This window comes from Alteromonas sp. ABH2_165, assembly GCF_056159945.1.
This window is the reverse complement of record NZ_JBSWWF010000007.1, coordinates 38,812-52,884: the sequence shown is the minus strand read 5'-3', so window position 1 is coordinate 52,884 and position 14,073 is coordinate 38,812. Positions and strand designations below refer to the sequence as shown.

Sequence of the window (14,073 nt, the reverse complement as noted above, 5' to 3'; positions counted from 1 at the left end):
TTATGGTTAAACATAACGGGGAGCATGAACCTGTTATCTCCGTCTTGGTATAAACTGAAAGTCATCTACCACTAGCGATGCCCGCTTGCTTTGGGCCTTCATTTGCACACCGGCAGACGCGTTGTTGTCGGCATCTGCAGACACACTGAACAAACCGGTTTTTGCACCGACCCACCGGCCTCGACGCGCTTTAAACTGCTCGCCAACCACGGTAAATCGTTGTTTTTCATTGGTTCGGTAGCTAAAAATGGCAGTGGCATCGTCGGTCATTATGTAACGTAATTCCAGTGACGATGCATTAACAGGGCCATAGTCGTGAACCGATTCATCACAGCCAGTGCGGGCGTTTTTACACTGTACATATACCAGGTGCGTTTCCGTTTCCTGTTTATCATTCGTCATCGGCTTCACGCCAATCCAGGCGTAATCTTCACCGAACAGCAATAAGCCACCTTCGGCCTGCAGTTCGGGGTCCTGTAGAATAAAGCTGCTTCGCACCTCATAGGTTTGTGCTGGCAGTTTCTGTAGCAATAACGACGGTGTCATCCAAAGGTTGTCGCCGGTGTCCCTGACTTTTGGTTGTGCGGTAAGGGTAAGGCGGCTGGTATAGGTATCGATGTGATACCAGTCACTTTGCGGATTCGCATTCCACTGCCACTGAATGCCGAGCTCGCCGGAGAAATCATCACTGGTGGGTTGCGGCTTCACGTCACCGGGCTGGTCGGTTGCCGGCTTGGTGTAGGTGTAAACCGGTTCGCCCACGCCATCGCCGTCTGAATCGGTACCGATAACTGGCCAACCATTCTGCCACTGCATGGGTTGGAGATGGACAATGCGTCCATACGCTTTGCGAGACTGAAAATGAATAAACCAGTCTTCATTTTTATTGGTGTGCACCCAGCTTCCCTGGTGGGGGCCGTTGATCAGCGTGTTGCCCTGATCCATCACTGTGCGCACAGAATAAGGGCCGGCGATGTTGTCAGAACGGAAAACCGACTGCCAGCCAGTTTCCACACCGCCGGCCGGGGCGAAAATGTAATAGTAGCCGTTACGCTTATAGAATTTAGGGCCTTCTAGGGTGCGGTAGCCTTCAATGGCGTTACCGTCTACCACGTGGGTATAGTCTTCGCCTACCCAAGAAGTGTCTGGCGCCATTTCACGCAGACTGAGTACGTTATTAAACCCGGCACGACTCTTAGCCCAACCGTGGAGCAAATACGCTTTGTCGTCGTCATCCCAAAGTGGCGTAGGGTCGATAAGGCCTTTACCTGCCAGAATGCGTTTGGGTTCGCTCCATTCACCGGCCGGATCGTCGGCGGTAACCACATAAATCCCAAAATCGGGGTCAGGGTAAAATATCCAGAATTTCCCATCATGAAAACGAATGTTCGGTGCCCATACACCATTCCCATGTTGAGGTTTAGCAAATACATCAAGTGGTATTTGTTTAGGCAGGGCGTAGTTGATGAGTGTCCAGTTGACTAAATCGGTAGAGTGCAGCACCGGTAAGCCCGGTGCGGCATTAAAGCTGGATGCGGTCATGTAGTAGTTTCCATCTACCGCCACCACGTCTGGATCAGAGTAGTCGATGTGCAAAATGGGGTTCTTATAGTTCCCGTTCTGCAAATCGCTGATCCACAGGGGCTCGTCGGCAGCCGAGTGGCTTTCACTGGCTACTGTTGCAGCCAGTGCTACGGAGGATGTGGCAACCCCCACGAAACTACAAAGCAATAGGGGACGCACTACATGACGTAACCGCATAGCCGCTCCTTACTTATTCAGTTCAAGTGCAGCGAGGATAAACGGGCCCACACCTTTTGCATCGTTGGCGCGAACGGGTTCACTCATGTAATACTCGAACGAACCATCTCGGTAAGGGTTGCCTCCTAAACCGGCAACGGCACAAATTTGTTCGAAGCTGATCACGTTGTTGGTTGGGTCAACTGAAATCATTTGGTCTTCAATACCTGCAAAACCCTTCTTCGCGTAGGTGATATAGTCTTTCGGCAACACATTCATGTTAACTCCTTTAGCTATAGCGTAGGTGAGCATGGCGGTACCGGAACCTTCCAAATAATTTCCTTCTTTGTCGCCTAAATCAGTGACTTGATACCAAGCCCCGGTTTCATCCTGATACTTTACAGCGTGATCTACAAAGTTCTTGAAGCGCGAAACCAGCCACTCTCGTTTTTCGCTCTGACTCGGTACCACTTCCAATACGTCAACAACGGCCATGGCGTACCAGCCTAAAGCCCGTGACCAGTGATTCGGCGACAGGCCTGTATCGTTATCGGCCCATTTTTGATCGCGAGATTCATCCCAGCCGTGACGGGGCAGGCCGGTATTCTTTGCGTACAGGTGCTTTTCAATTAACTCAAATTGCTTATAAACATCATCCAGTTCTTTCGGATCGCCATAGCGCATGATGTATTCAGCGTAAAAAGGGGCGCCCATGTACAGGCCATCCAACCACATTTGTGACGGGTAGCGTTTCTTGTGCCAGAAGCCGCCTTCGCTAGTACGCGGATGGTCGTTTAACTGGTCGCGCAGGGTGTCGGCGGCCAGCTTGTATTTTTTGTCACCGGTTTGGTCGTATAAGAAGAACAACACTTTGCCCGGGTTGACCATGTCGATGTTGAATTTGCTGCGTACGTAGGTGTTGATGGTGCCGTCTTCGTTTACAAAGCGGTCGTAGTAGGCCTTGATGTAGTCGAGGTATTTTTGCTCGCCAGATTGTTCGTAGAGTTTGGAAAATGCCAGCAGGTTTAGACCGTGCACGTAGTCCCATTGAGGTTTTTCATCCCAATCAATCATCCATGCTTCGGGGAAGCGCACCATTTCCGATTCGGCCATGCGCACAGACCAGGGTTGAGTATTGTCCAGATAGGCTGCGCTATCGGTAGCGAGGGCTGAAACTGGCGCGCTTAGGGTGGCCGCCGCGAGCAATACGGAACTAAAGAACTTACGCATTGGAACTCTCCAAAATTAACAAATTAAATACTTTATGTGCTACCGGTAGCATAATGCTTCAGGGGTTAGATGTTGTCAAGTTGTTATATTTACGCGGAACAATATAACAAAAAAGCCTCAAGGCCTTTAGAAACGTACGCTGTAGCGAATTTTTCAGTAATAGAGAATAGCACCACAGTTGAATAAAATTAATTAAAATCAACGGATTTATCAGGCTTTAGTATAAATTGTGACAGTGTTTACAATTTTTCAATAAAAACTATTGCCACCGGTAGCAATTGGATCTAGCATGTAAAGCAATTGTAAAGCAGGCCTCTGTATCTAACGCGGCTTTGCAGGAAAAATAAAAGCCACCGGTGGCGATGTAAATGTCAACCAAAGTGGCTGAGAGGATTCGGGCTACACATCAAGGTGTAGTGAGATAGTAACGAAGAATTATCCGTGAGGAACACTCATGAACTTTGCCAAAGGTTTCAAAAAAGCGCCACTTAGCTTAGCAGTTACAGCAGCTTGTATTACATCTATGGCCGTACAAGCACAGGAAACTACATCTAACACTGCTACCGACGATATCGAAGTCATTTCAGTTCGCGCCAGCAGCTATGCAGATAGCTTATCGAAAGCTCTGTCGTTGAAACAGTCTTCTGCCGGCTCGGTTGATACTATTCTTGCTGAAGACATCGCCGACTTTCCTGACCAAAACCTCGCAGAAGCCCTGCAGCGCATTCCGGGCGTAGCGGTTACCCGTGAAGCGGGCGAGGGCCGGGAAATTACCGTTCGTGGTTTGAACTCTACTTTTACCCGAGTACAGTTGAATGGTATGCAGGCGCAATCGCTGGCTGCCGGTACCGGCGGTGTGCGTACCAGCCGTGGTTTCGACTTCAACGTATTTGCTTCTGAACTTTTTAACCAGCTTAGTGTTTATAAAACCACCTCAGCAGAGCTTGATGAGGGGTCGTTAGGTGCCACCGTCGCATTGCGCACCGGTCGTCCCTTTGATTTTCAGGATAATGTAGTGGCCGTGAATGCTCAGGGCGCTTATAACGATCAGTCACAAGAGCTTACGCCGCGTATGTCTGCCCTTGGTTCCTGGACAAACGAAGATGATAACTTCGGCGTACTGTTCTCTGCATCGTTCTCAAACCGTAATGTAAACAATGCAGGCTCTGATACCGGACGCTGGGAAGACGACACCTTTGGTGCCTGTTCAGCCTGTACCAGTGATGCAGATGTTGCCGCGGTGAGCAGCGCATGGCACCCGCGCTTCCCGCGCTTTGCCGATAAAACCCACGATCAGGACCGCTTAGGTTTAACCGCCGCTGTTCAGTTCGCCCCCTCTGAAAACACGATTATTTCTGTTGATGCCTTGTACGCCAATATCGACGCCCATCGCGATGAGCCTTTCATGGAAGCTATCTCGCTGGCCCGTACCGGTGCAACAGGCGTACAGCAGTCTGACGTAACGGCTTATCAAATTGACGGCAACAACACCATGTATGCCGCCACCATTGCTGATGTGGATGTACGTTCAGAGTTCTTCCAGGCAGACTGGGAATCGGAATTCACTCAGTTCAGTGTGAGCATTGATCACCACTTTACAGATGCGTTAAAAATGTCACTGCTGGCTGGTTCGTCTAAATCTGTATTGGATAACCGTGAAACTACGGTGATTTACGAGCATTTCAGTGACAACGACGAACGTAAAACGCTTGAGTATGCTGAAGCAAGCTCTGCGGTCACGTACGACTTCTCCGATATGCTGAACCCCACCATCGGCTATAGCTTTGACACAACGGATCCGGCTAACTGGGAAGTGTCTGAATTCCGTGACCGTATCTATGACGCGGAAACGTCAACCGATACAGTGCGCGGCGATTTGGAATATATCCTGACCGACGAACTGACGGTAAGCGGCGGTGTAACATGGCGTGAATATGGCTACGAAATCGAAGGTGTGCGTGCTGACGCTTCATTTGCTTCAGTGGATGGTTCTGACGGCACTGTAGACAATTCTGCTTGTGGTATCAGTAACGTGGTAACCGATGCAGACGGTGGTGTGGTGTCTTTTGGTGGCCAGAGCTTCTTCATGGCGGATGGCGCCAGCATCAGCGACTTCGTTAACAGCGGCTGCTGGCCTTACAATGTGCGTCCGGGCGATACCCGTTCGGTAACGGAACAGTCGCTGGGTTATTACGTGCAGGCCGACTTTAACACTGAAGTGGGCGGCAAAATTCTGCGCGGTAATGCCGGTGTTCGTCATGTAAAAACCGATCTTGAATCAACCGGTATTGTGAATGGTACCGAAGAAGTTACCGTTGAGCATGATTACTCTGACACCCTGCCATCGGTTAACCTGGCGCTGGAAATGACAGATGAGTTAATTCTGCGCGCAAGCTGGGCAAAAGTGATGTCACGTCCGAATCTGGGTACCCTGAGCCCGGGCGGCAGCGTGTCGATTTTTGGTGATTACCGCGTGTCTTACGGCAACCCTTACATCGAGCCTTTCCGTGCGGATGCAACAGACCTGGCGGTTGAATGGTACTTCGATGAGGGCGCGCTGTTCTCGGTAGCGTATTTCCAGAAAGATATTGAATCACTGCCTACCACTGAAACTGTGCAAGTGAGTTGGGCGGAAACAGGTCTGCCAGATTCACTGCTGGGTGCAGAACTGGACAACGTGATTGATGAAACGTTTGAGGTGCGCCGCACCGTGAATGGTGAAGGGGGGGATCTGAATGGTTTCGAAATTCAGTACCAGCAGCCACTTACATTCCTACCAGGTCCTGAATGGATGCAGAAGTTTGGTGTGCTGGCTAACCTCACGCTGGTGGATTCAGAGGTCACTTACGGTGAAGGTCGTGTAGGCCCGCTAACCGGCCAGTCTGATGAATCTGCAAACTTCACCTTGTACTGGGAAGATGAAGTGTTCAGCGCCCGCGTGTCAGCAGCCTACCGTGGTGAGTTTTATACTAACCTGAGCAGCACCGACGAGCGTAAATGGCGTGTTATGGATGCCACCACTTATATCGATTTCTCAACCAGTTATAAATACTCAGAGAACCTGAAATTCACTCTGGAAGGAATTAACTTAACGGATGAAACCATTGATGAGTACATCGATGCTAATGCAATGCGCATCATCAACAGTCAGGCCACAGGTCGCCAGTTCTTCCTGGGTGTGAGCTACAGAATGTAACAGAGTGTAGTGTGTCTTAGGCCATCAGCGATGATGGCCTTTTTTTATAAAAAAGGATTCGCAATGAAAAAACTAATGCTTTCCCTGCTAATCGCCGCTACGTCATTAGCGGCCAGTGCACAAGATCCTACCCGTACCACCTTGCACCTGATCGGCGATTCCACCATGTCGATCAAGCCAAACCTGTATTACCCTGAACGGGGCTGGGGAATGGCCTTACCAGGCTATATGTCACAGGAGTTGGAAATTCTGAATCATGCGGCTAACGGCCGCAGCACCAAACGTTTCATCGATGAAGGCCGCTGGGGCAAGGCGTTGTCCGAGATGAAAGAGGGCGACTATGTGCTTATTCAGTTTGGTCACAACGATCAGAAAAAAGAAGATCCTGCTCGCTATGCCTCGGCAGAAAAAGACTACCCTGCGTATCTGCAACGCTACATCAAGGATGTGCGTGATAAAGGCGCTACACCGATGATTGCCAGCTCTATCTGCCGTCGCTATTTTGAAGAAAATGGCGATGTGCGCTACACCATGACCGATTATGTGAATGCGGCGCGAGAAGTGGCCAAAGAAGAAAACGTAACCTTCTTTGATATGAACAAGTTTACCTGTGATTATCTGCAGGAAGCAGGCGATGAAGCAACGGTGAAATTTTTCTTACGTATCCCACCTGGCATTTACACCCGCTATCCGGATGGTAAAAGTGACGACACCCATTTAAATACCCTGGGGGCTGCATGGGTAGCGCAATTTTTCATTAAGGATTTAAAAGCGAAAGCGCATCCGCTGGCTAAATATGTATATCGGGAAACGCTGTAATCCGGAAGACCCGGACGCGTTCCCCGACGGCAGTGATTTGAATAGCAAAGAGGGCGACGTTATTGTGCAATCATATCCTGGTTCACAATGAAGTCGGCTTCACCTTTCTCTACATCATTCAGGCTCATCCACGACTGTGTCACCGGATTAATGGTGACCTCATTACCCTCAACCTTGATATCTAAATCAAGAACAGCCTCGAATCTGAATCCTTTTGGTAGGCGCACAAATTGATTGTCGCCTACTTTATATAACGCTGATTTGTCCATGTTCCGCTCGGGTGGTGATGTGTATATAGGAAAAAGTAGTAGACAGTGTGGGGAAGTCAAGGAAGGCGGGTGAAAATAGAGATAAAGCCACCTTAGTTAAATTAGTGGGTCCAGTTCTCAACTTGCAAACCACTGACACGATTAAATTCGCTAACATTGTTCGTAACTATGGTGCAGTTTATGGCTAAGGCATTCCCGGCTATAGCTGCGTCGTTTGAACCAATCGGCGTACCAGCTTCTGCAAGCTCCTTTTTAATTCGTGTTGTTGCAGCAACAGCATCTTTATCCCACGGGACCACCGCGTCAATTCTTTCCATGAATTCTGAAATGACAGCAGGAAGTTTAGGGGAGGCTTTTTTACCAATGCTGCCGAACATTAATTCAGAATATGTAATAGCAGAAATAACGATTCTGTCTTTGTTTTGTACGTGGGCCTGAAGCACTTGTAATACTTGTTCAGGCCTCTTCCTTATGATGTAAGAGCAAATATTTGTATCAAGCATGTAGGTGCGTTTCATAGCACTACGCGACCTTCAGTAATTACATCCGGTCTTTCAGACATAAAGTCTTCATCGACGCTATCAATGGCGGAGAAGCTCGTCCAAGATTTTCTTAACGGACGAAGTATAACGCTGTCACCTTCCTTAATAATTTCGACCTCTGAAATGCCATCGAACTCAAAGTCTTTAGGCAGACGCACAGCCTGGCTTCTTCCATTTTTAAATAAAGATGCAGTTTTCATGGTATACCCCAAGTGACATATGACAGACATATGCCAGTATGGAGATTGTTTGAAAATAAATCAATGTACGGAAGTACGGGTTTTTGAAGTAGCTTTGGGGGAATTAAACGCCCCCCAATCAGGAGAGCGCTGCAATATGCTTGTAGAAAGCTTCTTTTTCGACAATGGCGCCGGGATAGCTAATTACCGTTGCAGCCACTTTGGCACCGAAGCTGGCAGAGTCAGTAACATCTTTACCAGATAAGCGCGCTGACAAATACCCGCCATTAAAGGCATCACCGGCTGCGGTGGTATCTACAACCTGCTCAACCCGTTCTACCGGAACGATACAATGGGTTGCACCTTGGTAAATATGCACGCCTACTGCACCGTTTTTCACGATGATCTCTGCCACACCTAATGCAGCTACGTGGGCATGAATGGCGTCTACATCGGTGTGACCATAAAGCGCGAGATGATCATCGCCGCCAGGAAAGGCAATGTCTGCATGACCGTAGGCTTTGTCGATCCAGGTCTGTGCTTCTTGTTGGTCTTTCCATAGGCGAGGGCGGTAATTGGGGTCAAAGACTACTTTGCCGCCGGCCGCGCGCACGCTATCAACCAGGTCGAACAGTTTTAAGCGCTGGGCGTCATCCAGAATCGCCAGTGAAATACCGCTGAAGTAGAATACGTCGGCATTATTCAGGCTGCCATTGAACAGATTCATGGTTTGGGTTGCGGCAGAGTTCGCGCGCCAATAGGCAAAAGTACGCTCGCCATGCTTGTCGGTGCGCACCATATACAGGCCCAGGTTGCGGTCGTTACTTCGATAAACCTGGTCTGTATTGATTTCTTCCTCACCCATCTTGAACAGTAACTCGTCACTGAGAAAGTCTGCGCCGATGGCAGTGAGATAGCTCACCGAAATGTCGTGAGCGCAGCGTTTCAGATAAACGGCGGTGTTGTAAGTGTCGCCGGCATAACCTTTGGACAGCGTATCTGCTCCCCGGTTAACCAGTTCTACCATGCACTCGCCAAAAATGACGATTTTGCTCATGGGCGATACTCTTCAAATGCGGCGATAGCCTGTTTACATTTTTGAGTAATGCTCTCCCAGTTTCCGCTTTTCACATCGCTGGATGGGATCATCCATGAACCGCCAACAGCAAACACATTGTTCAGTTTCAGGTAATCACCTACGTTATCGCCAGACACCCCACCGGTAGGGCAGAATTTTATCTCTTTAAAAATGCTACTGAGTGCTTTCAGCATGGGAGCGCCGCCGCTCAGGTGAGCGGGAAAGAACTTGAGCTCTTTCAAGCCGTACTCACTGGCCATAAGGATATCGGCCGGATCGCTAGTGCCGGGAATGAACGGTACGCCACAACTCATTAATCCGTCGAGTAAGCGAGGGCTTAATGTTGGCGTAACTAAAAACTGGCTACCCGCATCGACAGCTTCTTTCGCGTGCTCTGGCGTAAGTACTGTACCCATACCTACTACCATATCGGGTAAAGACTCACGGATAGCCGCAACGCAGTCGGCAGCGGCATCAGTACGACGTACAACTTCCAGGTTTTTCAAGCCGCTGGCTTGAACGGCACGGGCGATATCCAGTGCTTCATCTACGGTGTCGGCTTGTAAGATAGGAAGAATGGGTGTGCCTTTAACGACTGACAGAATCCCTTTCATTACAATTCTCCTAATTGTTGCGCCATGTTTTCAACGCGGATGTTTTCTAATTTGCTCACTTGATCATGCACCGCTTGGCGGAAATCCTGATTGTCGGTTAACTCGGCAAATACATCGTTCAGGTTTAGCACGGCATCAGTAAGTGCTTCAACGTCACCCTTGTTGGCTTCGGCCAGGGATAACAGTTGCTCAGCTTTGGGATCGGTAATGGTTTCGCCGGCCAGCTGGCGCTTAGCAATAAACAAAATCCAGGCTGCAATTGGCACGCTTAGCAGTTTGATGCTGCCGCCGGCCTTTATTTGGTCGCGCACGGTATTAAGAATACGGAAAGGCAGTTTCTGTGAACCATCCCACGCAATCTGCGACAGCATGTGGCGAATATGGCGGTTGTGATAGCGATTCAGAATGTCATCGGCGTAGGCCGGTAAATCCATTTTGTCGCCCACTTCAATGGTTGGCAGAATTTCTTCTGTCAGTAAACGGCGGATAAACGCTTCGATTTCCGGCTTGCTAATGGCTTCGAATACGGTGTCGATGTCGAGCAGTGAACCCACGTAAGCTAACGAAGAGTGAGTACCGTTCAGCACACGCAACTTGGCTTTTTCAAACATGTGAACGTCGTCAGTGAACGTTACGCCCACCTTTTCCCATGCTGGGCGAGGGCCGCTGAATTTGTCTTCCACAACCCATTGAGTAAAAGCTTCGCGTTGTATTGGCCATTCATCGGTAACGCCTAGAGCCGCAGACGTTTGGCTAACCAGTGCTTCGTCAGTCGCCGGGGTAATACTGTCTACCATGGTGTTCGGGAAACAGATATTTGCTTTAATCCACGCAGCCAGCTCGCTGTCTTGCAGTTTGGCAAACGCGACTACCGCGGCGCCAAGCTTGCTGCCATTGTCCGACAAATTATCGCAGCTGATCACGGTAACTTCATCGGCACCGGTCGCTTTGCGTTTCGCCAGTGCTGCTACAATCAGCCCGATGGCTGAAACAGGCTCTTCGGGGAAATCTTTGTCATGAACGATGTCAGGGTGAGACGCATCCAAATTGCCCTGATTATCCAGGCAGTAGCCTTTCTCGGTAATCGTAGTGGAAATGATGTGCGTGGTCGGGGCAGTCAGCGATGCCATAATCGCATCGCGGTCGTCGGCAAGCACAAACACATGATTCACGGAGCCGATGATTTGAGTGTAAGGCTCGTTGTCCAGTACGACCAGCGCGTACAGGTTATCCTGTTCAGCCAGCTTTTCTTTCAGCGTTTTGCTGCGCATAGACACACCGTCGATGCGCCAGTTGCCGCCGTGGGCCATGGCTAAATCGGTGTACACCGCTTGGTGGGCGCGGTGAAACGCGCCCGGGCCAATATGTACAATGCCGCTGGTGGTGGCGTTCACATCGTACTGTGGTTGCTTAACGTCTGCCGGTAAATCGGCCAGCGTGGCAAAATTAAGACGAGCCATTCCGTTACCCCAGGTTGTAGGCGTTTTTCGCCAGATTGTAAGACAGTTGCTGTGCCAGTTCGGCGGCTTCCCAGTCGGCTACGCGGTGCTCAACCACCAGTTGCGCGAGGAATCGGCAGTCAATGCGGCGTGCCACATCGTGACGGGCCGGAATAGACAGGAACGCGCGGGTGTCGTCGTTAAAGCCAACGGTGTTGTAGAAACCAGCGGTTTCAGTCACGTTATGGCGGAAGCGCAGCATGCCTTCCGGGCTGTCGTGGAACCACCACGCCGGACCCAGCTTCAGGCACGGATAGTGGCCAGCAAGTGGCGCCAGTTCGCGGGCGTATACGGTTTCATCCAGCGTAAACAGAATAATATTGAGGTTCTTCTCGTTACCGTATTTGTTCAGCAGCGGTTTCAACGCGTTCACGTAGTCGGTCTGCATTGGGATATCGTGACCTTTATCGCGGCCGAATTTCTTAAACAGGCTTTCGTTGTGGTTGCGGAAAGAGCCCGGATGAATTTGCATTACCATACCGTCTTCCACACTCATGCCCGCCAGTTCGGTGAGCATTTGTGCGCGGAACAGTTCCTGTTCGGCGGCAGAGGAGTCGCCTGACAGCACTTTGCTGAACAGGCTTTCGCATTCCGCGGCAGATAAATCTGCGGTGGCGGCAGTCGGGTGACCGTGATCAGTAGCCGTTGCACCATGTTCGCGGAAGAACTGACGACGCTGACGCAATGCCGCCAGATAGCCGTTCCAGCTGGTGGTGTCTTCACCGGTGATTTCACCGAGTTTCGCTACGTTAGTCACGAAGTCTTCGCGGGAGGCATCGACCACATCGTCAGGGCGGAAAGTGGTAATAACGCGCTTGTCCCAACCGGTACCTTTAATGTGTCCGTGGTGAGTCAGAGAATCCAGTGCGCCTTCGGTGGTGGCGATGAGTTCAATGTTGAAACGGTCCATCAACGCGCGGGGTTTGTACTCCGGCTTCGCCAGTTCGGCAGTGATGAACTCGTAGTAATCCATGGCATTATCGGAGCACAGCATATCGCTCAGGCCGAACACGTTTTTAAATACGGTGTCGAGCCACATACGAGACGGCGTGCCAGGGAATAAATAGTAGTGATCAGCAAACAACTGCCAGATTTTGCGCGGGTCAGCTTCTGATTCACCGCCGTCCCAGCGACGAATGCCTAACTGCTCAAGGGTAATGCCCTGAGAATACAGCATACGAAACACGTAATGGTCGGGAAGAATAAACAATTCGGTGGCATTACCGAAGTTTTCATCGTAGGCAAACCAGCGTGGGTCAGTGTGTCCATGTGGGCTGATAATAGGCAAATCGCGGACCGACTGATAAAGCTCGCGGGCAATTCCCCGGGTCTTTTCATCTACGGGGAACAGCCTGTCTTCATGTAGTAAAATCGGTTTCATAACATTCTCTTTTATTAAAGGGTTACGCCTCGTTTCCAAATGGCAATCTCGTGACTGCCATTTTTCTCATTACAGGTCAGCTGGCCTGACGCCGTACTGAGACAAAGTTGGTACAGCTGTGCAGCGCAGTCGTCGATACTGACGCCTTGCAGCACTTGTCCCGCGTTGAAGTCAATCCAGTGTGGTTTTTGTTCTGCTATTCTGGAATTTGACGATATTTTTAGTGTGGGTACAGGGAACCCGAGCGGTGTACCGCGCCCGGTAGTGAATAAAACAATGTGTGCGCCACTGGCGGCCAGGGCGGTACTACTAACGGCGTCGTTACCCGGCGCCTGTAACAATGACAAACCTTTTTGATTTACCGGCTCGCCGTACTTAAGTACGCCACAAACCGTTGCCTGACCACCTTTTTGCACCGCACCTAAGGATTTTTCTTCCAGGGTGGTTAAGCCGCCCGCTTTATTACCCGGTGACGGATTTTCATAAACCGGCTGGTTGTGGTCGAGGAAGTATTGCTTGAATTCGTTTACCAGTGACACGATGTCTTCGAACACCGGTTCGCTGATGGCGCGATCCATGAGCAGTTGTTCGGCACCGAACATCTCCGGTGTTTCTGTTTGCAGTACGGTACCGCCTACATTGGTGAGAATATCGGTCATGCGGCCAACCAGCGGGTTTGCGGTGATACCGCTAAATGCATCGCTGCCACCACATTTCACGCCTAGTACTAATTCTGACGCTGGAACAGGTTCGCGTTTATCTCTGCCCACGGTATTGAGCATTTCGTAAACCAATTTAATGCCTTCCTCAATTTCATCTCCCACTTGTTGGGAATTAAAATAGCGAAGACGGTCTTGTGGTTTATCAACCAACTCGAGCATGGCAGAGAGCTGGTTGTTTTCGCAGCCTAAGCCCACAATCAATACTGCGCCTGCATTAGGATGGGAAGCCAGCGCCGCAAGAATCGCACGGGTATCGGTAAGATCATCGCCTAATTGTGAACAACCGAAGGGATGCGTGAATGCGCGGAAACCATCGCATTCATTGGTAAATCGGCGCTCACACTCAGAGGCAATACGTTCAGCGGTGCGATTGACACAGCCGACAGTATTGATGATCCAAATCTCATTACGAATACCTACTTTGCCATTCTCGCGGCGGTAGCCCATAAAGGTGGCATCTGATGGCTTGCTCCCGGTGGCATTTTTTGCCGGTGTTTTCCAGGTGTAAGCTTCCTGTCCACTGAGGTTTGTTTTTAGATTGTGGCTATGAATGTGGGCGCCGGCAGCGACATCTTGCAGAAGGTGGCCAATGGGGAAGCCATACTTCATGATATTGTCACCGGCATGCATAGCCTTTAGCGCAACCTTATGACCCGCCGGAACCGCATCCGTCAGAGTCAGTCCCAGATTTTCGTTATGGGTGCCCGCGTCTAAATCCATTGTCGCTACAGCAACGTTGTCTTGCGGGTGAACCTGAATCAGCTGGGTTTGGTCTTGCATACTATAAACTCCTCAATGTGAACG

At 50.2% G+C, this 14,073-nt stretch carries 12 protein-coding genes; 2 read left to right on the top strand and 10 right to left on the bottom strand.

The features are described from left to right. Window positions 1-33: 33 nt before the first annotated feature. Window positions 34-1,761 carry a glycoside hydrolase family 43 protein gene (locus ACXAFQ_RS14330; RefSeq protein ID WP_474823770.1) on the bottom strand — a complete coding sequence of 576 codons (1,728 nt, stop codon included), beginning with the start codon at window positions 1,759-1,761 and terminating at the stop codon, window positions 34-36. 9 nt (window positions 1,762-1,770) lie between these two features. Continuing rightward, on the bottom strand, window positions 1,771-2,970 hold the full coding sequence (locus ACXAFQ_RS14325; protein ID WP_474823768.1) for a glycoside hydrolase family 88/105 protein: 1,200 nt from the start codon (window positions 2,968-2,970) through the stop codon (window positions 1,771-1,773). Window positions 2,971-3,424: 454 nt separating this feature from the next. Here ACXAFQ_RS14325 and ACXAFQ_RS14320 point away from each other — a divergent pair, with 454 nt between their 5' ends. Both ACXAFQ_RS14320 and ACXAFQ_RS14315 read left to right on the top strand, forming a co-directional pair. Then, complete coding sequence (locus ACXAFQ_RS14320; protein WP_474823766.1) at window positions 3,425-6,166, top strand: TonB-dependent receptor; 2,742 nt, start codon at window positions 3,425-3,427, stop codon at window positions 6,164-6,166. Between the two features lie 63 nt (window positions 6,167-6,229). Further along, window positions 6,230-6,985: a rhamnogalacturonan acetylesterase gene (locus ACXAFQ_RS14315; protein WP_474823764.1), complete on the top strand. Its 756-nt coding sequence runs from the start codon at window positions 6,230-6,232 to the stop codon at window positions 6,983-6,985. A gap of 59 nt (window positions 6,986-7,044) precedes the next feature. On the opposite strand, the gene ACXAFQ_RS14310 is transcribed toward ACXAFQ_RS14315, so the two are convergent. The 8 genes from ACXAFQ_RS14310 to ACXAFQ_RS14275 all read right to left on the bottom strand — a co-directional run bounded on the left by ACXAFQ_RS14310 (window position 7,045) and on the right by ACXAFQ_RS14275 (window position 14,049). Then, a complete protein-coding gene (locus tag ACXAFQ_RS14310) occupies window positions 7,045-7,254 on the bottom strand; it encodes an AbrB/MazE/SpoVT family DNA-binding domain-containing protein (RefSeq protein ID WP_474823761.1) in 210 nt (69 codons plus the stop codon). A 101-nt stretch (window positions 7,255-7,355) separates the two neighbouring features. Beyond that, window positions 7,356-7,772, bottom strand: coding sequence for a type II toxin-antitoxin system VapC family toxin (locus ACXAFQ_RS14305; RefSeq protein ID WP_474823759.1), 417 nt, complete (start codon window positions 7,770-7,772; stop codon window positions 7,356-7,358). Then, entirely contained in the window at window positions 7,769-7,996 is a 228-nt protein-coding gene (vapB, locus tag ACXAFQ_RS14300; protein ID WP_474823757.1) for a type II toxin-antitoxin system VapB family antitoxin, read from the bottom strand. The genes ACXAFQ_RS14305 and vapB overlap by 4 nt, the downstream gene beginning before the upstream one ends. A 118-nt stretch (window positions 7,997-8,114) precedes the next feature. Beyond that, a complete protein-coding gene (locus ACXAFQ_RS14295) occupies window positions 8,115-9,032 on the bottom strand; it encodes a sugar kinase (protein WP_474823754.1) in 918 nt (305 codons plus the stop codon). Continuing rightward, window positions 9,029-9,667 carry a bifunctional 4-hydroxy-2-oxoglutarate aldolase/2-dehydro-3-deoxy-phosphogluconate aldolase gene (eda, locus tag ACXAFQ_RS14290; protein ID WP_474823752.1) on the bottom strand — a complete coding sequence of 213 codons (639 nt, stop codon included), beginning with the start codon at window positions 9,665-9,667 and terminating at the stop codon, window positions 9,029-9,031. The genes ACXAFQ_RS14295 and eda overlap by 4 nt, the downstream gene beginning before the upstream one ends. Further along, the gene (locus ACXAFQ_RS14285; RefSeq protein ID WP_474823750.1) at window positions 9,667-11,127 is read right to left on the bottom strand and encodes a mannitol dehydrogenase family protein; all 1,461 of its coding nucleotides are present in this window, start codon (window positions 11,125-11,127) and stop codon (window positions 9,667-9,669) included. Before ACXAFQ_RS14285 ends, eda begins: the two co-directional genes overlap by 1 nt. A gap of 4 nt (window positions 11,128-11,131) precedes the next feature. Further along, the gene (gene uxaC / locus ACXAFQ_RS14280; protein ID WP_474823748.1) at window positions 11,132-12,547 is read right to left on the bottom strand and encodes a glucuronate isomerase; all 1,416 of its coding nucleotides are present in this window, start codon (window positions 12,545-12,547) and stop codon (window positions 11,132-11,134) included. A gap of 14 nt (window positions 12,548-12,561) precedes the next feature. Then, a complete protein-coding gene (locus tag ACXAFQ_RS14275) occupies window positions 12,562-14,049 on the bottom strand; it encodes a UxaA family hydrolase (RefSeq protein WP_474823746.1) in 1,488 nt (495 codons plus the stop codon). Window positions 14,050-14,073: the final 24 nt, after the last annotated feature.